The organism is Pseudomonas sp. URMO17WK12:I12, from assembly GCF_000514395.1.
GTDB lineage: Bacteria > Pseudomonadota > Gammaproteobacteria > Pseudomonadales > Pseudomonadaceae > Aquipseudomonas > Aquipseudomonas mucoides.
Genome location: NZ_AZVV01000003.1, coordinates 23,409 through 43,608, shown reverse-complemented (window position 1 = coordinate 43,608; position 20,200 = coordinate 23,409). Strand labels below are relative to the sequence as shown.

At 61.5% G+C, this 20,200-nt stretch carries 18 protein-coding genes; all 18 read right to left on the bottom strand.

All coding sequences use genetic code 11. From position 1 onward, the window contains the following. Positions 1-218: 218 nt before the first annotated feature. On the bottom strand, positions 219-1,061 hold the full coding sequence (gene yghU, locus D882_RS0100210) for a glutathione-dependent disulfide-bond oxidoreductase (protein ID WP_027921370.1): 843 nt from the start codon (positions 1,059-1,061) through the stop codon (positions 219-221). 170 nt (positions 1,062-1,231) lie between these two features. Continuing rightward, on the bottom strand, positions 1,232-1,924 hold the full coding sequence (locus D882_RS0100205) for a GNAT family N-acetyltransferase (RefSeq protein WP_027921369.1): 693 nt from the start codon (positions 1,922-1,924) through the stop codon (positions 1,232-1,234). Positions 1,925-2,080: 156 nt separating this feature from the next. Continuing rightward, positions 2,081-2,875: a ChbG/HpnK family deacetylase gene (locus D882_RS0100200; RefSeq protein WP_027921368.1), complete on the bottom strand. Its 795-nt coding sequence runs from the start codon at positions 2,873-2,875 to the stop codon at positions 2,081-2,083. Continuing rightward, on the bottom strand, positions 2,847-4,061 hold the full coding sequence (locus D882_RS0100195) for a GNAT family N-acetyltransferase (protein WP_027921367.1): 1,215 nt from the start codon (positions 4,059-4,061) through the stop codon (positions 2,847-2,849). Before D882_RS0100195 ends, D882_RS0100200 begins: the two co-directional genes overlap by 29 nt. A gap of 4 nt (positions 4,062-4,065) precedes the next feature. Beyond that, positions 4,066-4,752 carry a hypothetical protein gene (locus D882_RS0100190; protein WP_027921366.1) on the bottom strand — a complete coding sequence of 229 codons (687 nt, stop codon included), beginning with the start codon at positions 4,750-4,752 and terminating at the stop codon, positions 4,066-4,068. A gap of 83 nt (positions 4,753-4,835) precedes the next feature. Continuing rightward, positions 4,836-6,755, bottom strand: a complete 1,920-nt coding sequence (locus D882_RS0100185) for a hypothetical protein (RefSeq protein ID WP_027921365.1) — start codon at positions 6,753-6,755, stop codon at positions 4,836-4,838. Beyond that, a complete protein-coding gene (locus D882_RS0100180; RefSeq protein WP_027921364.1) occupies positions 6,752-8,056 on the bottom strand; it encodes a lipopolysaccharide biosynthesis protein in 1,305 nt (434 codons plus the stop codon). Before D882_RS0100180 ends, D882_RS0100185 begins: the two co-directional genes overlap by 4 nt. After that, on the bottom strand, positions 8,053-9,054 hold the full coding sequence (locus D882_RS0100175; RefSeq protein WP_027921363.1) for a polysaccharide deacetylase family protein: 1,002 nt from the start codon (positions 9,052-9,054) through the stop codon (positions 8,053-8,055). The genes D882_RS0100180 and D882_RS0100175 overlap by 4 nt, the downstream gene beginning before the upstream one ends. A 12-nt stretch (positions 9,055-9,066) precedes the next feature. Next, positions 9,067-10,203 carry a glycosyltransferase gene (locus tag D882_RS0100170; RefSeq protein ID WP_027921362.1) on the bottom strand — a complete coding sequence of 379 codons (1,137 nt, stop codon included), beginning with the start codon at positions 10,201-10,203 and terminating at the stop codon, positions 9,067-9,069. Beyond that, the gene (locus D882_RS0100165; protein ID WP_027921361.1) at positions 10,196-11,164 is read right to left on the bottom strand and encodes a glycosyltransferase; all 969 of its coding nucleotides are present in this window, start codon (positions 11,162-11,164) and stop codon (positions 10,196-10,198) included. The genes D882_RS0100170 and D882_RS0100165 overlap by 8 nt, the downstream gene beginning before the upstream one ends. Then, a complete protein-coding gene (locus D882_RS0100160) occupies positions 11,161-12,528 on the bottom strand; it encodes an O-antigen ligase (RefSeq protein ID WP_027921360.1) in 1,368 nt (455 codons plus the stop codon). The genes D882_RS0100165 and D882_RS0100160 overlap by 4 nt, the downstream gene beginning before the upstream one ends. Further along, positions 12,525-13,619, bottom strand: a complete 1,095-nt coding sequence (locus D882_RS0100155; protein WP_027921359.1) for a glycosyltransferase family 4 protein — start codon at positions 13,617-13,619, stop codon at positions 12,525-12,527. Before D882_RS0100155 ends, D882_RS0100160 begins: the two co-directional genes overlap by 4 nt. Further along, on the bottom strand, positions 13,616-15,208 hold the full coding sequence (locus D882_RS0100150; protein ID WP_027921358.1) for a Wzz/FepE/Etk N-terminal domain-containing protein: 1,593 nt from the start codon (positions 15,206-15,208) through the stop codon (positions 13,616-13,618). Before D882_RS0100150 ends, D882_RS0100155 begins: the two co-directional genes overlap by 4 nt. A gap of 17 nt (positions 15,209-15,225) precedes the next feature. Beyond that, positions 15,226-16,254, bottom strand: coding sequence for a polysaccharide biosynthesis/export family protein (locus tag D882_RS0100145; RefSeq protein ID WP_027921357.1), 1,029 nt, complete (start codon positions 16,252-16,254; stop codon positions 15,226-15,228). A gap of 22 nt (positions 16,255-16,276) precedes the next feature. Then, positions 16,277-16,924 carry a CpsD/CapB family tyrosine-protein kinase gene (locus D882_RS0100140; RefSeq protein ID WP_027921356.1) on the bottom strand — a complete coding sequence of 216 codons (648 nt, stop codon included), beginning with the start codon at positions 16,922-16,924 and terminating at the stop codon, positions 16,277-16,279. Then, on the bottom strand, positions 16,925-17,671 hold the full coding sequence (locus tag D882_RS0100135; RefSeq protein ID WP_027921355.1) for a sugar transferase: 747 nt from the start codon (positions 17,669-17,671) through the stop codon (positions 16,925-16,927). Further along, positions 17,668-18,726: an NAD-dependent epimerase gene (locus D882_RS0100130; protein WP_027921354.1), complete on the bottom strand. Its 1,059-nt coding sequence runs from the start codon at positions 18,724-18,726 to the stop codon at positions 17,668-17,670. Before D882_RS0100130 ends, D882_RS0100135 begins: the two co-directional genes overlap by 4 nt. Next, positions 18,723-20,075, bottom strand: a complete 1,353-nt coding sequence (locus D882_RS0100125) for a UDP-glucose/GDP-mannose dehydrogenase family protein (protein WP_027921353.1) — start codon at positions 20,073-20,075, stop codon at positions 18,723-18,725. The genes D882_RS0100130 and D882_RS0100125 overlap by 4 nt, the downstream gene beginning before the upstream one ends. Positions 20,076-20,200: the final 125 nt, after the last annotated feature.

Genomic DNA, 20,200 nt, shown 5'->3' with positions numbered 1-20,200 from the left:
AGGAGTGAGCCTGCTCGCGATAGCAATCGTTCAGTCACATCAGCTTTGAATGCGCCAGCGCCAGCGCCAGCGCCATCGCGAGCAGGCTCACTCCTACAGTTTTGACCTTCATGAGACACAGCGTTTGTGTCCGGCGTAGATCCCTGTGGGAGCGAGCTTGCTCGCGATGACCGCACCACGGTTTATCTGTCAGCCATCAAACCTGAGAGCCCGGATTTTCAGCGGTTCAAATCATCCGCCTCATGCCGTTCAGGCACCTGGCTTTCCTCATCGCCCCACGTACGATTGACGCGCTGCCCGCGCAGGACCGCAGGTCGCTTGGCAATTTCCTCCGCCCAGCGTTGCACGTGGGTGTATTCGTGTGCAGACAGAAACTCGGCCGCCGAGTACACCTTGTCCCGCACCAGTTGGCCGTACCAAGGCCAGACTGCAATATCGGCGATGGTGTAGTGATCGCCCGCCAGGTAGGGGCTTTCGGCCAGTCGGCGATCGAGGACATGCAGCTGCCGCTTGGTCTCCATCGTGAAGCGGTTGATCGGGTATTCAAGTTTCTCTGGCGCGTAGGCATAGAAATGCCCGAAGCCGCCGCCCAGGTAGGGCGCTGCGCCCATTTGCCAGAACAGCCAGTTCAAGGTTTCGGTGCGTCCTGCCACATCGGTGGGCAGGAAAGCGCCGAATTTTTCCGCCAGATACAGCAGGATCGAACCGGACTCGAACACGCGGATGGGCGGCTTCGCGCTATGGTCCAGCAACGCCGGGATCTTGGAGTTCGGGTTGATCTCGACAAAGCCGCTGGAGAACTGATCGCCGTCGTTGATGCGGATCAGCCAGGCGTCGTATTCCGCGCCGGTATGCCCAAGCGCCAACAACTCCTCCAGCAGAATGGTCACCTTCACCCCATTGGGCGTGGCCAGTGAGTACAACTGCAACGGGTGCTTGCCGACCGGTAAGGTCTTGTCATGGGTCGGTCCGGCGGTTGGCCGGTTGATGTTGGCGAATTCGCCGCCAGACGGGGCGTTGTTTTTCCAGACCTTGGGAGGAATGTAGGTTGCTTTGCTCATGAGACGGACCCCCATTGTTGGCGTGCTGTGATCACAGACTGCAGATGGACAATGCTGTGAACCATGGCAGAAGGCCGTTCAGATGTCACTGATGTCTGGTGAGGGGCCCCTGTAGGAGCGAGCCTGCTCGCGAAAGCGGTGTCACTGACACCGCAACGCTCAAGCACACATCAAGCCTGCGCCGCACTCGTCACCACTGGCCGGCCCGGTTTGCGCAGTGGGTCCAGGCGTGAGCCGGTATAGGTGGATTGGCGGTAGAAGCGCCAGCGGCCGAACAGACCATAGACGTGAGTCACGCGCCCCTGTTCTTGATACCCCATGCGGATGTGCAGTTTGAGGGCCGGGATGTTGTGGGTTTCGCAGGTGTCCACCACCTTGTCGCAGCCTTGCGCCTGCATCGCTTCCCACAGGGCGACCTGGACATCCACCGACAGGCTGGTGCCGAAGTAGGCTCGGGTCATTTCGCCGCCGAATTCAAAGAACTCACCGGGTTTGACCGGGAACCAGCAGCCGTAATAGTGACGGTCGTGATAGTCACGTGTACTGCCCCAGATGAACGCGCAGGCATGGCCTTCGTCGTCCAGGTACATGTGCCCGGTGTGACCTTCGGCGGCGAGTTCGGCCATGGTGCCGACGCGGTCACCAAAATGCTTGGCGAATGCCGTGGCGTTTTCCGGGGTGATGATCACCTTGCGTAAGCCCGAGTAGGGACGCAGTTTGTGCGGCGGCACCGGGCTGACCAGGTCGCGCTCCATCCACAACAGTTCCCAATGGAAAAACACGTAGCGCTTCCACAGCGTATTGAACGTGCGGCTCAGACCTTTTTGTTTGATGCGTTCGCGAAGCTTGTCGAGTGCGTTCATGAAGCCCTCCTTGACGAAGGAATGGTCTTGCGTGGATGAAAGTAGTGTGGGTATAGCGCACAGTGGCCATTTAATGGCGCTGCCATCTCCGGCCTTTTGTTTCAACGTATGTAACCGTTCGGACACATTTTCAGGCGTTAAAAATCCGTGTGGTGTTTATTCCATTACGGCCTCCGCACGCTCGCTGAACGACTTGCCCACCACGGTGTAGGCGACTCGCTCCACCCCCGGCAAACGTTGCTCCAGCAGGGCACTCAACGACTCGCCCTGATCCAGATAAGCATCGCCAAAATCGGCACCGAGTTGATTGGGGTGCGCGACAATTTCCAGCAACCCATCGAGCGGCGGCGCCGCATTGCGCAGATCAACCGGGGTACACACATAGTCAGCGGTGGCGCCGGCCAGATGGGTTAAGCGCCGATTGAGCAACTCCTTGAACACGCGTTTGGGCAGGCTCAGGTTTTGCCCCAGGTTGCGCGCCAGCCGGACCGGCACCCCTTGACGGGCAGCGAAGCGGGCGACGATTTCACCGATGGGCCAGATGTTGTGTACGTGTTGATGGGAGTCCAGATGGCTGGGGCGCACGCCGTTGTCCAGGCAACGCTGCCATTGCGCTTCGAGTTCTTCGAGCACCGCCGCCCGATCCCGGCGACTGAGCCACAGACGGTGGCGGGGCAGGTTGAGGTCGAACACGCCGGCGCTGTCGCAGAACGTCCGGCGACCCAGAATCGACCGGCTCAGGGGCCGCCCGTACGTGAGGTTGAAGTGCAGCCCGATCCGCCCTTCGAGCATCGGGTGCCGTGCCATCACACACGCCGCTTCGAAGGCCGGCATGTTGGCCATGGCCGTGGCGGAACTGATGACCCCGGCCTGAAAGGCCCCGAGGATCACCGCGTTTTCGCAGGCACTAAGGCCGAAATCGTCAGCGTTGACTATGACTTGGCGAGGCATGTTCGCTCTCCATGATGGTTTTTGCCGGCTCGACGGCTTTGGCGACAGGCGCGGCAACCGGTGCGGGTTTGACCGCTGCTGCCGCACGCCGGGCTTTCCACTGTTGCCAGGCCGGTTTGAGTCGCTGCCAGAAGCGCAACGCCAGGCCCAAGGCGAGACCGCTGGGGCGCCAGGAATAGAAACTCCAGCGCCAGTGCTCCAGCTGTCCACTCATGCGTTCGTGCAGTTGATGGCTGGAGTTTTCCAGGCTGACCCGCGAGGCATCGATCCAGCGCCAGTTCTCGTCCAGCCCCCAGCGAATCCATTCTTCAAGCAGCACCCGGCCGCTGCCCAGGTCGGCGTATTGCGGCAGGAAGGCCAGGTTGTAGTCGTACAGCCGACCTTGCTCCAGCAACCCGAGACGGTAGCTGATGCAACGGCCGTCCAGTTCCAGCACCACCGCCCGCACCAGCCCCTGTTCGGCGAGGGCGGTGAAGGCGCGGTCCATCCATTGTCGATGACGCTCGTCAGAGAAAATCCCGACGCCTTCGTCACCTTTCCAGCTCACCGCTTCGACTTCGCTGATGGCCTGCAGCAAAGGGCCCATGGTCAAGGCGTCCGGGGTGATCCGTCGAACCTGAGCACCACACGCGGCGATGCGTTTACGCGCACGCCGCAGTTTGTAGCGCGGGTCGCCGGACACTTCCTGATGGTCGGCCTCGCTGATCAAGTGCACCGGCACCCGGCAGCTGAGTCGGCGTTCGCCGGTCGAGCTGTGGGTCATCCATTGCGTCAGCACGCTTTCCTCGCCAACTGGTTCCGGGAGTTCATTGAGTTGCAGCAAGGCATGGGGCAGCCGTCGACGAATCTCGACCAAGGCCTTGCGCATATCCTCGGCGTCCAGGTTCGTGAGCAAGGCGAGGCGGTCGGCGAGGGGATAACCCAAATGATGCAGCACCCGAAACGGCAACCCGGCGAACCGCTCGACGGACGCCACCAGCGGCAGGCACAACTGCAACTCATTGCCTTGCCAGCCCAGCAGCACGTGCAGGTGCTGCCCGGCAGTCAAAGCCTGTTCAGACGCGGCCATCCAGGCCAGCGTGTTGAACGGCGTGTGGTCCGTCACCCGCAGACGCAGCGCTTCGTAAGCCGCTGCCGGGAAGTCAGCGGCGCACAGTGAGGTGCGCCATTCCAATCGTGCCGCCATAAGGTCAGGTCGCCGAGGCTGGGACAGGTTCACGGGCCGGTTTGCGCAAGGCATCCAGACGCGAGCCTGTGTAACGGGTTTCGCGGAAGAAGCGCCAGCCAAACAGGCTGTACACGTTCATGATCCGCCCTTGCTCCTGATACCCCATGCGCATGTGCAGCTTGAGGGCCGGAATGTTGTGGGACTCGCAGACATCCACCACCTTGTTGCAGCCCTGGGCCTGCATGGCTTTCCACAGTTCCAGTTGCACGTCCACCGAGAGCGTGGTGCCCCAATACGCACGGGTCAGTTCTCCGCCGAATTCGAAGAACTCGCCTTCCTTCACCGGGAACCAGCAACCGTAGTAATGCTTGTCGTGATAGTTGCGCGCGGCCCCCCAGATAAACGCCACTGCATCGCCTTTATCGTCCAGGTGCATGTGCCCGGTGTAACCCTCGCGGGCCAGTTCGGCCATGGTCTCTACGCGGTCACCAAAGTAGCGGGTGAACGCCACGGCATTCTGCGCGGTAATGGTTTCCACCCGCAGTGGCGGGTACGGCCGCAGCTTGTGTGGCGGCACCGGGCTGACCAGGTCGCGTTCCATCCACAACAGTTCTTCGTGGAAAAACACGTAATGCTTCCAGACTTTTTTGAACGTGGCGCTCAGGCCTTTCTGTTTGATCTGTTCACTGAGTTTGTGCAAAGCACTCATGTTATGTCTCCTGACGGCGTTGGCCGTGTTGGGAGTGATGCATCGCGCGGCAAGGGCCTGCGCGGAAAACCAATTCAGGGTGTTCATGAGGCGCTCCAGCCCAGAGCGAACAGGGTTTCCCCTGGCAGATCGAAGCGGACGCGCCCGTTCTGGCAGGTGAAAGGCGCGTCGCGGCTGCGGTTGTCCGCGCCGAAGTAACGCAATGAGCCTTTGAGCAGCGGGCAGGTGATGCCGGCCAGGCTCACCTGCTGCAAACGCTTGCCTTTGTTGACCCCCAACAGGCTGCGTTTGACGTCGTCGGCCATCGCCAGTACGTCGACTTCGAAGGCGTTGTTTTCCATTTGCATCACGTTAGCGAGCCAGTGCTGCTGAATGAACTGCTGGGCAAAACCCACCGGTTTCAATTCGAAGTGATCGTCGCCGAGGACTTTCAACATGCCCTTGGGGTAGTTCGGTTCATCGGCGGCCTGGAACCAGTTGAGCATTTCCAGTAAGCCGTCCTGGGACGAGTTGATGACCACAGATGCCCACCACAGCGAGGCGAAATGCGTGTCCTGATCATAGGGGCTCAGGCTGGAACCGCTGGACATGTTGGTCTGGTCCAGCAACAAGGCTTTGCGTGGTCGGCCCTTGCCATCGAGGCCAACCAGATCGGCGGCGCGGCGCACGCTGTCACGGTAGACCCGGGTTGCCAGCAAGTCGCGAATCATCCATTCGTGCCAAGCGAGGGCATCGACGTTATCGCCCGATTCCGCCAGCAAACGCCGGGCCCAATCGATGCCGCGCTTGTCGGCGGCGTTGTCGGCGAACGGACCGTTGACCAGTCGTGAACTGGCCGGCATGGCGATGCGCACACCGGCCTTGGCATTGGCCGGATTGCTGCGCACTTGCCGGGCCATGCTATTGAAAATGCTTTGGTACTGGGCGTAGCTCGAATAGTTGAGATTCGGCTCGTCAGCGAAACCGATGTAGTGCGTGCCCTTGCCACCGAGGGCGCGGGTCGAGGCGAGCCAGGCGTCGAGGCCGGTGTTGCTCATGGTGTCGGCGCGCAAATCGGCCTGGCGCTGGCTGCCGGCCAACAGCGTGATGTCTTGATAAATGCCGAAGCGGTCCTGATACACCTGGCGGAACGCATCTTCGTACTGCGGCTTTTTCGCGGTGACGTCGACAAAGGTGTAGTAGGCGCCGGCTTGCGGCTTGAGCGCATCGAGCACCGCATAACTGGAGGGCGGCGGCATCACGTAGGGCAGGGCGATGCCGAGGTTCGGCGTCGGGCCGAGCACGTCTTTGCCCAGCGTCAGGCGCACATCACCTGCGTCTTCGCGCAGCGGTTTGAGCTGCTGCGGGTCCTGGGCGAACAGGTTGGCGGTGCCGTCGAGCCAGAACGCGACTTTGCCGCTGCCTTGCAGGCGCAGGCGCCACACTTGTTCGTTTGAGGTGACCGGTAACTCGACCTGATCGAACTGCCAATAGGCCCGATAAGGTTTCAGCGCCACCGACACCTGTTTGCCGTCGCCCACCCGTTGCGCTTGCAGGACGCTGACGCCGCCGTGGAACTTACCGGCCAGCACCGCGTGTTCACCCGGCGCGACCTTGAAAAACAACTCGTCGCCGTCATGGGTTTCGGCGCTGAAATGCACCTTGGCCGGGGCGAACAGCGCCACGGTGCTGTCGTCGTGTTCAACCTTGTAGCGGCGAAAGCTGTAACCCGGAATCTCCAGTTGATAGCTGGCCGCATTTGGCGCCAACGGCCAGCTCTGGGTGCCGCTCAATTCACTGGCGGCAATCTTGCGTTCAGCCTGAAGCTTGCCTTTGCCGTCGAGCAGGTACAGCTGTTCTTCGTTGGCATCCGCTTGCCACGCCGGAGTCCAGCGCACCGTCAGCGTGTCGGGACGCTCCGGTTGCAGGTACAAGCTGCCGTCGCGAATGTCCGCCCAGCGCATCGGCCCGGCGTAGGCGTCGAGGGAAAGACCCAGGCTCACCAGCAGCGCGAAATGCCTCATGCCGATTTCCGTTGCAGCATCAGCAGCATCGGTGCCACGTCGCTGGGCAGGATGATCAGGGTTTGCCACACCGGCACGCCGCTCAAGCGGCAGTACATGACCAGCAGCGCGATGGTGACCGCCAGATAAGCGATGGACGAAGCGGCCGCCGCGCCGACGATGCCGTATGCCGGGATCATGATCAGGTTCAGCGCCAGATTCAGCAGGGCACCAAGGCCCATCAACAGTGAGATGGTGCCGGGGCGGTTTTTGCCCAGCAAATCGAGGCGCAGGATGCTTGCATAGCACAGGCCGAGCAGGCCCGGCAGCAATGCCAGCAACGCCGGATACGCCGGTTGATACGCCGCGCCGAACAGCGTGACGATCAGCCATTCACCGATCACCGCCATGGTCAGGCAGGCGCCGAGCATCACCGTCGCGGTCAGGCGCAGCGCCAGCGGCGTGACCTTGTCGATGCCTTCTTCCTGTTGCAGCAGGCGTTTCATCAGCGGCGTGGTGACCGCTTCCGGCACGATCAGCAGCAACTCGGCGGCGGCGCTGGCCATGGCGTAATGACCGAGCGCGGTACTGCCGAGCAGGGCGCCGATGAACAGGTAATCGGAACGCAGGATCACTTGCTGGAACAACAGATCCGGATGGCTGCGAGCGCTGTAGCGCAGCAGTTCGTTCTGGCTGGCGCGGTCCCATTGCAACTTCAGCGGTTGATCACGTTTGAGCCAGACCCAGCCCGCCAGCACCACCAGGCTGATCCCCGCCAGCCAACTGATCAGCGCCGCTTCGAGGGCCGACTCTTTCCACATCCAGAACAGCGCGAGGAACAGCAACAGCGGCGCCAGGGATTCCACCAGGCGCAAGGCGTTGAACGCGACCACGCCGCCCGAGGCGTTGTGCAGTGTCAGCAACCCGCTTTTGAGCACGGTCAACGGCACCGCCAGCAACAGCAGCCAGGCGAGCAGGCCCAGTTGCGTGGTGATGTCGAGTTCGCTGCCGAATTCGCGCACCAGCGCCACCACCAGCAAGGTCAACATTGCCGCCAGCAGACAGCCGAACACCAACACTTGACTTAGCAGCAAACCCATCGGCCGCTGCTTGGCCGCTTGATACCCGACCGCCGAGTTCAGCCCGCCGCTGGTGGCGGCGCTGATCAGGTCAGGCAGGGTGCTGAGCAGGGCAAACAAGCCGCGTTCACTGGGGCCGAGAATCCGCGCCAGCAACACGTTGCGCAGCAAACGCAGCGCAATCATCGCCAGTTTGGTGCCCATGCTCAGGGCGAGGTGCTTGAGGTAATAGCTACGGCTCATGCGCGGGCCCCGCGATACAAACGCCATGACAGCAGTTGTGGGTTGCGCGCCACGCGTTGGCTGACGCCGAAACGCGGCAGGTTCAAAGGGTCTTCGCTGCCGCGATAAATCCCGGTGCCGGTGCCCAATGCAAACGGGAAGTCATGCAAGGCGACCTGATCGCGCACTCGTGCATCGTTGTCGCCGTTGGGGTAGCAATAGACCGGCAACGGCCGGTTGCAACCGTGTTGCAGGGCATCGCGGCTGCGGCTCAGCTCTTCATGCAAGCGTTGATCGTCGAGGCCGGTAAGGATTGCGTGACTGGCGCCGTGCGGGCCGAAACGCACCAACCCGGAAGCTTCCAGCGAACGCACCTGATGCCAGTCCAGCGCCTGGGGCAACGACTCGTCCGGGCAGGCATCGGTCAGTTGGTTCAACGTCATCGGGCTCAGGCTTTTCAGGCTTTGCAGAAAATGCAGCAGCGCCAGGCTGCGGCGTTCCTCATCCAGTTCCGTGAACCGCACCGGCAAGGGGCGGCCAGCCTGTTGCAGTGACTCGATCAAGCGCACTCGGGCGGGCTCACCGTGGCTGCCCCACAAGGTTTCACCGATGCTTTCCCACCAGAACCGCTGACGGCTGCCGATGAAATCGGTGGAGAGGAAAATGCTCGCCGGCACCTGGTATTTTTGCAGCAGCGGGTAGGCATTCACCGCGTTGTCACGCCAGCCGTCATCGAAGGTCAGGGTGATTTTCGGCCGGTCCGAGCGGATTTTTCCCGGGTGCAGAATCTCCATCAGCGGCACGCAATCGAAGTGTTTTTTCAGCCATGCCAGCAAGTGCTCGAACGCCTTGGGCCCGACGCACAATTCATTGCGGTGGGGCAGGGCGGCGGCCTGATCGTCGGCCAGCACCCGGTGCAACATCAGGATTACCCCGGCGCCTTGCAGCTGACTACGCCCGACCGGCGAATTGAGGTAGAGCCAACCACTGGTGCGCTTTAGTAATTGTTTGATCGCCATGGCTCAATCCTTTCAACGATTCTGTTCGGGGTTCCACTGGGCGTACCGTTGGCCGCGCAGGAACTGCCACAGGCCGATGCTCATACCGGCCAGCGTCACCAGCAGGAACGCGGCGAGGCGAAAGGGCTTGGGCAAGCGGTGTTGCGAATCCAGCAGGCCGGCGATGGCAATGGCATAACCAATCAGTTGCGCGATCAGGCTCAGGCGATAAAAACCGTGGTCGTCCCACAGCCAGAAATTGCTCAGCAGCAACGGCAACAACAGGATCGGTGCCAGACGCCGGATCAGCTTGTGGCTGATCAAGGCAATCGAATACAGGCCATGCTTGAGCGGATTGAGCAGCTCGCTGCGCTGCGCCAGGCTTTGCAGGCCGCCGACGGTGACACGCTGGCGGCGACGGAATTGCTTGTCGGCCTCATCGACGCCCTGGTCGATCACTTGCGCCTCGGGCACATAGACGATGCGTTTGAAGGCGACCGGCGCGCAGGTACTGATGAAGAAGTCGTCGTTGACCTCCGCCGGCACGTTCTGGAACAGCTCGCGACGCAAGGCCAGCAACGCGCCGTCAGCGGAAACCATGCAACCGGTGCGATTCTCGACCCGGCGCAGCCAGCCTTCGTAATGCCGATACAGGCTGTCGCCGACGCTCAGGCCACCGCCCGTCACGGGGATCACCATGTGCCCGGCACAGGCGCCGACCTGCGGATCGCTCAGCGGTGCGAGCAAATGGCCGAGGGTGTCGCGCGACCATTGGTTGTCGGCGTCGGTGAACACCAGAATGTCGCCGGTGCTCAGCGCCACGCCGGCATTCAGGGTCGCGGCTTTGCCCTGGCGCGGCAGGTCGAGCACGGTAATGCGCGGGTCAATCACATTGCGTGCGCAGGCCACCGTGTCATCGGTCGAGCCGTCGCTGGCCAAAATGATCTGCAGCGAGGCCGGCGTGTAATCCTGGGCGAGTAGGGTGCGCAACTTGTGTTCGATGTGCCGCGCTTCGTTGTGCGCGGCAATCACTACGCTCACGTTCATCGGTTCCGGCGCGCCATGACGGCGCGCCGCGAACAGCGGCGACAACAGCGTCAGCAACAAGGGATAACCGAGGTAGGCGTAAACCGGGAGCAGCAGGCACAACCAGAAAATGAATTCAGCCACGGGCGGGCCTCCTGGCATTCCAATGACACAGGCTGAGAACGAGCGCGGCCCCGGCCAGGTGCAGGCGCACCCAGTGCAGGCCCCAGAGTTGCAGGGTCAGGCCGACGTCGCGGTGTTTGCGGCTCTGGCGCAGGCTCATGATCAGCGCCGGCACGGTGGTGATGGTCAACATGACCGCCGCGTGATGCGGAAAGCCGTCGCACAGGGCAGAGATCGCCAGCAAATCGAGAAACCAGGCCCCCAACGACAACAACGGAAAGCGCAGCAGTCGCAGGCTCGCGCCATGGGTGCGGAGCAATTGCACGTGGCTGCTCTGGCGCCACATTTCCTTGCCCATCCACTCGCGCCAGTTCATTTCGTAACCCCAATGCAGGGCCACGCATTCATTGACTGCGAGAATCCGCGCGCCGGTCTGGTGCAGACGCAGGGTGAAGTCCTTGTCCTCGCCGGTGCGCAGGCTTTCGTTGAAGCCATCGACCTTGTCGAACCAGCTGCGACGCATCAGCAGGTTGGAACTGGGCAACCAATCCACCTTACGCAGGCTCTGACTCGCAGGGCGCAGTGTGCGGCGCTGCCAGGCCGTGGCGTACCACGGCGCTGCGGCCGGGGTGTGCAAATCCAGGCCGAACACATCGGCCTGCCCCTTGCTTTCGAGAGCGACCAGTCGCGTCAGCCAGTCTTCGGGCATCTCGACGTCGGCGTCGATGAACGCGAGCCATTCACCGGTGGCGATGGCGACTCCGCGATTGCGCAGGGCGCCGATCAGGATCCCCGGCTGCTCCAGGACTTGCGCACCGAATTGCCGGGCAATCTGCGGGCCTTCATCGTGCGAGCCGTTGTCGACCACGATCAGCTCGCAATCGAGGCCGGCCGCGTGGGCGGCTTTTTTCGCGGCCAGCAAGGTGCGGGCAATGTGGCGCGCTTCGTTGTACATCGGAATCACAATGCTGATTCGGCTCATGCCTTGGCCTCCCTTGGCGGGCTTTCTTCGGCTTTCACACGCAGTACGCTGGTCAGGGCGAGCATGATCCACACGTACTTCTGGTTGGGCGCACTGAGGAACATCAGGAACAGGGTCAACGACAGAAAGCTCATCGCCAGGTGCGTCATCAAGTCCGCTTGCTCGCGGTTGGCTCGCTGCATCCAGATGCGTCGGGCGCGGATCAGGTTGTACAAGCCGAGGGCGAGCATGCCGACGAACAGCAGGCCGGCGGGAATCCCCAGTTCACTGAAGATTTCCAGGTAGGTGTTGTGGGCGCGGCGGTACAGGTCGCCGATTTTGCGGTTGGCCGAAAACGCCTTGGCGTAACCGGTGGTGGCGTAGTGCAGCGGGAAGGTGCCGGGGCCGGAGCCGAGCAGCGGGTTCTCGCGGATCATCGCGCTGCCGACCACGATGTACGAGGCACGGCGGCCGAGGGATTCGTCCTGACTCTTGGCCCCTGCGCTCAAGATACTCAGGGACTGGATGCGGGCGATGTAACCGGCGGGCATTGCATAAATGGCCAGGGGAATCACGATCACCACGGCGAGCATGGCAAACCCCAGATGCCGTGGGCGGATCCGCGTCAACTCGGTGCGGTAGTGCCAGGCACCGATGATCAGGCTGAGAAACAACACCACCAGCCCGGAGCGCGATTCGGTCTTGGTCATGCCACCGAGCAACAGCAGGCAGCAACCGCCCCAGAACAGACGATGCAGCAGGTTCGGGCTGCGGATCACCAGCCACAGGCCGAGCGGCACGGCGAAGGCGATCAGCATGGCGAAGGCGTTCGGGTCTTCGAGCAACCCGGCGGCGCGCCCCTGATCCTGATATTTGCTGGAGAACATTGCCAGCACGCAGGTCATCGTGACGCTGGCAGTGACCAGTTTGGCGAACAGATCGAGATTCAAGTCCCGCCCGATCATCAGAGTGATCACAAACAGAATCAGGCCAACACTCAACTCCCGCAGATGCCCCAACGACATGCCCATGTCATCGGTGTTGAGCAGGCTGAGCAGGTACAGCACCAGAAACCAGATCAGGTAGCGCCAGGTATTACTGCGCAGGCGCTCGGACGGAATCTGCCGCAGGGCCAGTTGCAGCATCAGGATCACCGCCAGCGACGCGCCGATGAACTTGGTGCCCGACAGCGAACTGTCCTTGAAGAACCCTTCGAACGGCACCAGCGCCGCGATGCCGAGCAGACCCCAGGTGGGTTTGCGGTACAGCAACGCAACACCGACCAGACCCAGCACCGCCCCCGGCGCCAGAAAAGGATAAGGACTGGCCAGCAAACCGAGGCAGACAAGGCCAAGCAGACTGACGATCGAGAGCGGAAAGATCACGCGCGTGCCTCCCGTGCAGTACGGATATAAAGCTGCGACCAGCGTTCGGCCAGGGCCTTGAGGTCGTAACGATCCAGTTGGGTACGTTTTGCGTTGTCGATCAATTGCGCCGCCAGTGCCGGTTCCATCAGCAAGGTGTCGATCTGGCGGGCGAGGGCGGCGCTGTCGGCGGGCGTTGCCAGCAAACCGTTGTGCCGGTCTTGCAGCACATCGGGAATGCCGCCGACGCCGAACGCCACCACCGGCACTCCGGCCTGCATCGCTTCGAGCAGAATCATTGGCGTGCCTTCGGTGCGCGAGCTGATCACCAGCGCATCGAGTTGGCGCCACCACCGCCCCATGTCGGTCTGATAACCCGGCAAGGTGATGCGCGTTTGCAAACCGGCGGCATTGATCCGTCCCAGCAGCGTTTCCCGTTCCGGGCCGTCGCCGAGCATCACGGCGTCCAGTTGCGGGTGTTGCTGACACAACGGGATCAGCGCATCGAGAAACAGGTCCGGGCCTTTTTCACTGCTCAGGCGCCCGACGTATCCGGCCAGCCAACGCTGACGGTCAACGTTGGGTGACCACTGCGTGGCAGCGGCGGGCAAGCCATTGGGAATCACCTGCAACTTATCGGCCCGCACACTGGCCTGACGGCACAGCGTGGCGATGCTTTCGGCGACGCAAACCACACGATCCACCGAGGCGGTGCGGCACAGTTGCAGGCTCAGCCAGGTGTAGAACTTCTGCTTGCGACTGCGCGGAGTGAAACCGTGCTGGGTGATTACCAGCGGCAAGCGCAACAACGTCGCGCCGACCCAGCCAAACAACAGGCCTTTGAAATTGTGCGTATTGATCAGCGGTTTTTCCCCACGGCGCTGACGTAAATGCGCGAGCAACTCCCCCAGCCCGGCGCAACCACGGCAGTCCACCCCGGCCTCGCGAAACCGGGCGATCAATGCGGGCGGCGCATCGAGAAACAGCACTTGGTGCTGCCCCGGCGTCGCCAGGCAGTGGTCGAGCAGCATCCGCTCAGCCCCATAGAACCCACCGCTGCTGAGCAAATGAATGATCGGCAGGGCGGTGGCAGGGTTGAGCGGCGCGTTCAATTGCGCACCCAATGCACGAGGCGTGGCACGGACCAGTTCTTGTGTGGGTTGATCGGCTCCACGCTTTGATCGTTGATCACCAACAGCACCGGTAAGCCCAATTCGTGGGTGATTTGCGCAGGCGCCTTGAAGCGGTGATCGAAGAACTCACGCACGTAGACCAGGGCAATCGCCAGCAGCAGACCGGTGAGCAAGCCGAACGGGATGATCAGGAACGGCTTGGGAAACGCCGCTTCGGTCGGTTCATACGGTGGGCTCAGGACACGGGCGTTGGACAGGTCGGTGTCCAGCGATCGGGCGGTGCTGCTTTCGGCAAAGCGCTGGGCGTAGGTCGAGAACGCTTTGTGCAAGGCATCGATCTCGGTGTCCATCTGCCGCAGTTTGCTCTGGGTTTCCTGCAACTGGTGGATGCGGTTCTTGAACTCGGCAATGCGCGCGGTCTTCTGGTCGATCACCGAGCTGACAATCGCCAGGTCGTTGGTGCGTTCCTGAATCCGGTTGCTCACCACTTTCAAAAACTGCTGACGGGTGCGAGTGATCTGTTCGCGGGTCAGCAACATCGGCTCACTGCTGGGCTGGAAGATGGCCAGGTCGTTCATGTAGCGGCTGACCTGGTTGGTCAGTGCCTCACCCATCTGTTTGATCTCGCGATCTTCAAACGCCACGTTGTCCACGGTGGTGGTGAAGGTGTAGGGGAAGGTGTAGTCGTTGAGCTTGTTATTGCTGGCGGCGGCCAGACTGGTTTTCAGGTAGTCGAGCCAGCGTTGGCTTTGCAGGCGGCGGTCCTGATACAGGTTGAGCGCTTGCTCCTCGGTGTTGATCGCGTTGAGGCGGAAGGTGATTTCTTCCTTCGGATCAGACGAGCCGACACCTTCGAGCAACGCCAGCCGGGTGCCTTCCAGGCCATCAAGGCGCACCTGATATTGGTGCTTCTTGGTTTCGTAGAAGGTTTGTGGCAGGTCGATCGATTGCAGGTCCTGACGGCTGGCCAGGTAGTTTTGCAACAAGGCCGCGACAAACTGCGTGCCTTGATGCGGATCACCGAAGCTGTAGATGATCGAGATCACGTTGGACCCCGGCAGGGTTTCAATCTTCAGTTTGTCGATGGCTTCCTGGGTCAACGTATCCAGCGTGGTGTCGCGCACCGGATCGGTTTCCATGCCCAACGCGGTTTTCACCGGGTTGATCACGTACTCACGCAGTGGCGAGGTGATGAAGCGTTTGATCGGTTGCAGCACCAGTGTGTTGAACACGCCGGGGGCCGGGGTGTACTCGCCCTTGTCGCGCAACTCGCTGATGGTCTGCCGGATCAGGGCCGGGGAGCGCAGGATATTGCTCTCGGTTTCCATGTCCGCCAGCGAGGGTGGAATGAAGGTGGCGTTGTCCACGGTCAGTGACGTGGTGGCGTCACCCTGGGAAAGTTTTTTCGACTGCACGATGACTTGCGCGGTGATGTCGAAGCTCTGTTTGAGCACCAGCGGCAAGACCAGGGCGATCACTGCAAAGACCAGGAATACCCGCTTCACCAACTGCTTGTTGGCAAAGAAGATCCTGAAGAACTCGTGCAGGTAGTTTTCCTTTGGATTCATGTCAGGTCACCTGAGAGTCAGTTGTTGTTATTGCTGTCTTTGTTGTCGACGCGGTAGCCGAAGCTGAAGCCCACACCCTGGAACAACACGACGTCTGCCAGTTGCCGCGCAAGCTCACCGGCGCTGGCCAGTTTGGTCTTGGGCACGAAGAGCATGTCGTCCGGTTGCAGGTAGGCGATTTGCGAAGCATCGCCGGCCAGGGCTTTTTCCACGTCATAATGCACGGCCTTAACCTGATTGCCGTTGCGGCGCATGATCACCACCGAATCGAGCCGTGCCTTGGCATTGCTGCCGCGTGCCAGCGTCAGCGCTTCAAGCACCGAGACCGGCCGGCGAATCGGGTAGGAGCCCGGTTGGCCGACTTCACCCAGCACATAGATTTCGTTGCCGGCGGTGGACTTGAGCAGTACGTCGACGGTCATCCGTCCTGGCAGATCGGCGTAGCGTTTGTTGAGGAAGGTTTCCAGTTGATTGACGGTCATGCCTTGCAGTGGCACGGCGCCGATTTCCGGGAAGCTGGCATAACCGTCGGTGCCAACAGTGATCTCCCGGCTCATGCCGGTAGCGGGGTGGTTCAGGGCACTTTTGAGGTTGGATTCGTTGCTCAGCGGGCTGATCACTTGCACGGTCAACTGGTTGCGGTTGGGCTGGAACAGCTGTTTGCGCTGATACGCCCGCTGGATTTCCTCACGCGCCTGCTCGCTGGACAGCCCGGCGATCTTCACTGAGGTGTTGGCGCCTGGCAGTTCGATGGTGCCGTCAGGCAACACCAGTTGATTGCCGTTGAGCTGGCTGGCGGCGGTGAAGTTCAGGCCGATCTGGTCACCGGACTGGATGCGGTAGGCGTCCGAGCCGCTGGTGCTGATGTGGAAGATCACGTCCAACACGTCCTGTGGCCGCAAGGTCTGTTCGACCTTGGGCATGTCGGTGGCCTGGGCGTTGGCCGGTGAGGCCGTGAGGATCTGCACTGGCATTTGGGTTTCGGTCGAATTGCTGGTGCAACCTGCAAGCGGCAGCAACAGCAGGACAAGCATTCTGGCGTTCATGGCGTCATCCTTTTCTGGTTGCTTACAGGTTTTTGTACAGCCATTTCGGCATGTAGTACTTGCGACGGTTGAACACGCTGCCGACCATTTTTGCGCCGGCCTGGGTCAGTCGCTGAACCGCGGCTTGTGCCACTTCCCAGCGGGTGTCTTCCGCGCGCACGACCATGATCACGCCGTCCACCTGCGTGCTGATGACCAGGGTGTCGGCGGCGGAATACACCGCGTCGGCGTCGATCACCACAAAGCGATACTGGCTGCCGAGTTGATCGAGCAAGGGGCTCATGCTTTCGGCAGTCAGGTGTTCATTGCCGCGGGCATAACGGCCGTTGGGCAAAATGTCGAAGGGCAGGCTGGCGACGTTCACCACACAGTCCTGCAGCATCGGCGGGCTCTGGTTGTTGAACATCAAGTCGCGAAAGCCGCGTTCCTTGGTCAACCCCAGTTGCTGCGTGAGGTTGTTCGAGGACTGGCTGGCGTCGACCAGCAGCACCTGGCCGCTGCTCATCTGGGCCAGTTGACTGGCCAGTGCCAGCGCGCTGGTGGTGGTGCCCGCGCCGGGGTTGGCGGCGGTCAGCAGTAGGATCCGCAGATCTTGATCCAGCACGGTCGAAGTCAGGTTGGACTCGCTCGGGTTGGCGATACTCAGGCTTTTGGTTGATGAACCGTCCATTTAACTCGCTCCGTGGCCGCTGAATACTTTGAAGGGGGTTTTCAACAGGATCTTCAGATCAAGCAAGAGGCTCTGCTCGGCGATATAGCTGAGATCCAACTCAACGCGCTGGTCGAAGTCGATATTGCTGCGCCCGGAGATCTGCCACAGGCCGGTCATGCCGGGGTAGATGCTCAGGCGTGCGAGGTGGTTATCCTTGTAGCGGTAGGCGTTGAACGAAGTAGGCCGTGGGCCCACCAGGCGCATGTCGCCGGTCACTACATTGATCAGGTTTGGCAGCTCATCCAGGCTACTGCGCCGCAGGAATCCACCGATGCCGGTGATGCGCGGGTCCTTGTCGATCTTGAAGTCGATGGCGTCGGCGCCATGTTTGTTCAAGTGCCGCAGGGACTCCTTGAGCTCCTCGGCGTTGGCCACCATGGTGCGGAATTTGTACATGCCGAAGGCGCGACCGCGGTAGCCGGTGCGTTTCTGCACGAACATCACCGGCCCCGGGCTGCTGAACTTGATCGCCAGCGCCAGGCCCAGCAGTACCGGCGAAATCAACACCAGAATCATCAACGCACCGAGGCAGGCGACCACCCGGTTGGTGCGTGACAACGTCCAGGGTCGACCGCCGTCACGGCCAGTCATCCAGCCACGCCCCTGCATGTGAATAGCCGCATCCATGCGAATCCGGTGCTCGGGATCGAGGCGTTTGTCCCTGCGCATTTGTTTGAGGGGCACACCTTTTTCATGTCCAGTCATAGAGTCCTCCGCTGAAGTTCAGCCGCAAGCGGCGCGTGGGCGATAGGCAGTTGGTAGTAATCGCGGAACCAGGCGATGAAACGCCCGAGTCCTTCATCCAGCTCGATACAAGGCTGAAATCCGGTAGCCCGCGCCAGGTCACTGGCGTCGGCGCAGGTATTGAGGACGTCGCCCGGCTGCAAGGGCAGCAACTCGACGATGGCCGGTTGACCAAGGTGTTTTTCCAGCAGTGCCAGGTAGTCCTTGAGTTCCACCGGGTGCTGGCCGCCAATGTTGTAAATGCGCCACGGCGCCATGCTGCTGGCCGGGTCCGGTTGCTCGCGGTCCCATTCAGCGTTGGCCTGCGGTGGGCGATCGATCAGACGGGCGATGCTTTCGATGATGTCGTCGATGTAAGTGAAGTCGCGTTGATGCTGGCCGTAGTTGAACAGCTTCAGCGGCTGGCCCTCGGCGATGGCGCGGGCGAACTGGATCGGCGACATGTCGGGCCGGCCCCAGGGCCCGTACACCGTGAAAAACCGCAGCCCGGTGCAGGCAATGCCAAACAGGTGGCTGTAGCTGTGGGCCATCAGTTCATTGGCTTTCTTGGTCGCGGCATACAGCGAGAGCGGGTGATTGACGCCGTCCTGCACGGAGTACGGCGTGTGCTGGTTGGCGCCGTACACCGAACTGGACGAGGCGTAGATCAGGTGTTGAACCGGGTGCCGGCGGCAGCTTTCGAGAATGTTGAGGAAACCGCTCAAGTTGCTGTCGAGGTAGGCCCGAGGATTCTCCAGTGAGTAACGCACCCCGGCCTGGGCGGCGAGGTGGATCACCACCTCGGGTTTTTCACGGGCGAACAGGGCTTCGATGGCCGACGTATCGGCCAGGTCCACCGTTGCGAGCTGGAAAGGGCCGACCTGCTCCTGCACCCAATCGACGCGATCGCGCTTGAGTTGCGGGTCGTAGTAATCGTTGAAGTTATCGAGGCCGAACACCTGGTGCCCGTCGCGCAACAACCGCAACACGCAATGGGCACCAATAAAACCGGCCGCTCCGGTGACGAGGATCTTCATGGGCGCGGCGCCTCGGGTGCAATGTGTCGCAAACCGATACCGCTGTAGTGCAAGCCGGCGGCAGCGACGTGCTCCGGGTTGTACAGGTTGCGACCGTCGACGATCACCCGCGAACGCAATTTGCTCGCCAGCAGGTCGAAGTCGACCACGCGGAAGTTCTTCCACTCGGTGCAGATCACCAGCGCATCCGCATCTTCCAGGGTGTCGTCGCGGGTGGCGCATAAATGCAGGTCTTTGCGATAACCGTAGAGACGCCGGCATTCGGACATGGCTTCCGGATCATAGGCCTGTACCGTCGCGCCTTCGGCCCACAGGGCTTCCATCAGGTAACGGCTGGGCGCTTCGCGCATGTCATCGGTGTTGGGTTTGAACGCCAGGCCCCAGATCGCGATGGATTTACCGGCCAGTCCATTCGGGAATTGTGCCTTGAGCTTGCCGAAGAGAATGTGGCGCTGGGTGTCGTTGACGTCGGTGACACTGCGCAACAGGCGCAGCGGCATGCCGTTTTGTTCGGCGGTGTGCAGCAGGGCGCGCAGGTCTTTGGGGAAGCACGAGCCACCGAAGCCGCAGCCTGGGTAGATAAAGTGGTAACCGATGCGCGGGTCGGAACCGATGCCCCGGCGCACCGCTTCGATGTCAGCCCCCAGCAGTTCGGTGAGGTTGGCCAGTTCATTCATGAAACTGATGCGCGTGGCGAGCATGGCGTTGGCGGCGTACTTGGTCAGCTCGGCGCTGCGGTTGTCCATGAACATGAGCTTTTCATGGTTGCGGCAGAACGGCGCGTAGAGTTCGCTCATCTGGCTGCGGGCTTCATCGTCGAGCGTGCCGACGATGATCCGGTCCGGGCGCATGCAATCGGCCAGGGCACTGCCTTCCTTGAGAAACTCCGGGTTGGACACCACCCGCACATTCAGCGCGCTCTTGCCACGGCGCTTGAGTTCTTCGTTGGCGGCGGCAGCCACCTGGTCCGCGGTACCGACCGGTACGGTGGACTTGATGATGAAGGTGCGATCGGCCTCCATATGGTTGGCGATCTGGCGGGCGACACTCAGCACATGGCTGAGGTCAGCGGAACCGTCTTCATCGGCGGGCGTGCCCACGGCGATGAAAATCAGCTCGGCGTGTTCGACCGCATCGCTGGCCTGGGTGGTAAACAGCAGCCGACCGGCCTTGATGTTCTCTTCCAGCGTGCTGGAAAGCCCAGGTTCGCTGATCGGTGGCACTGCTTGTTGCAGTTGTTTTATTTTATTTGGATCAATGTCGACACACAGGACGCGATGTCCGACATCGGCCAGTGCCGCTGCTTGTATCAGGCCAACATAGCCCGTACCAAATACGCTCACGTCCATATTGGCGTGCCTCGTAAGACGGTTGAGATAACGAAAATAAGACTGTCAAAAGGGGTATAGCCCAGCGTTGGGAAAGCGTGTCAGCAAAATGACATTCTCTTGTGGTAGCCAAACCCCTATTTTGG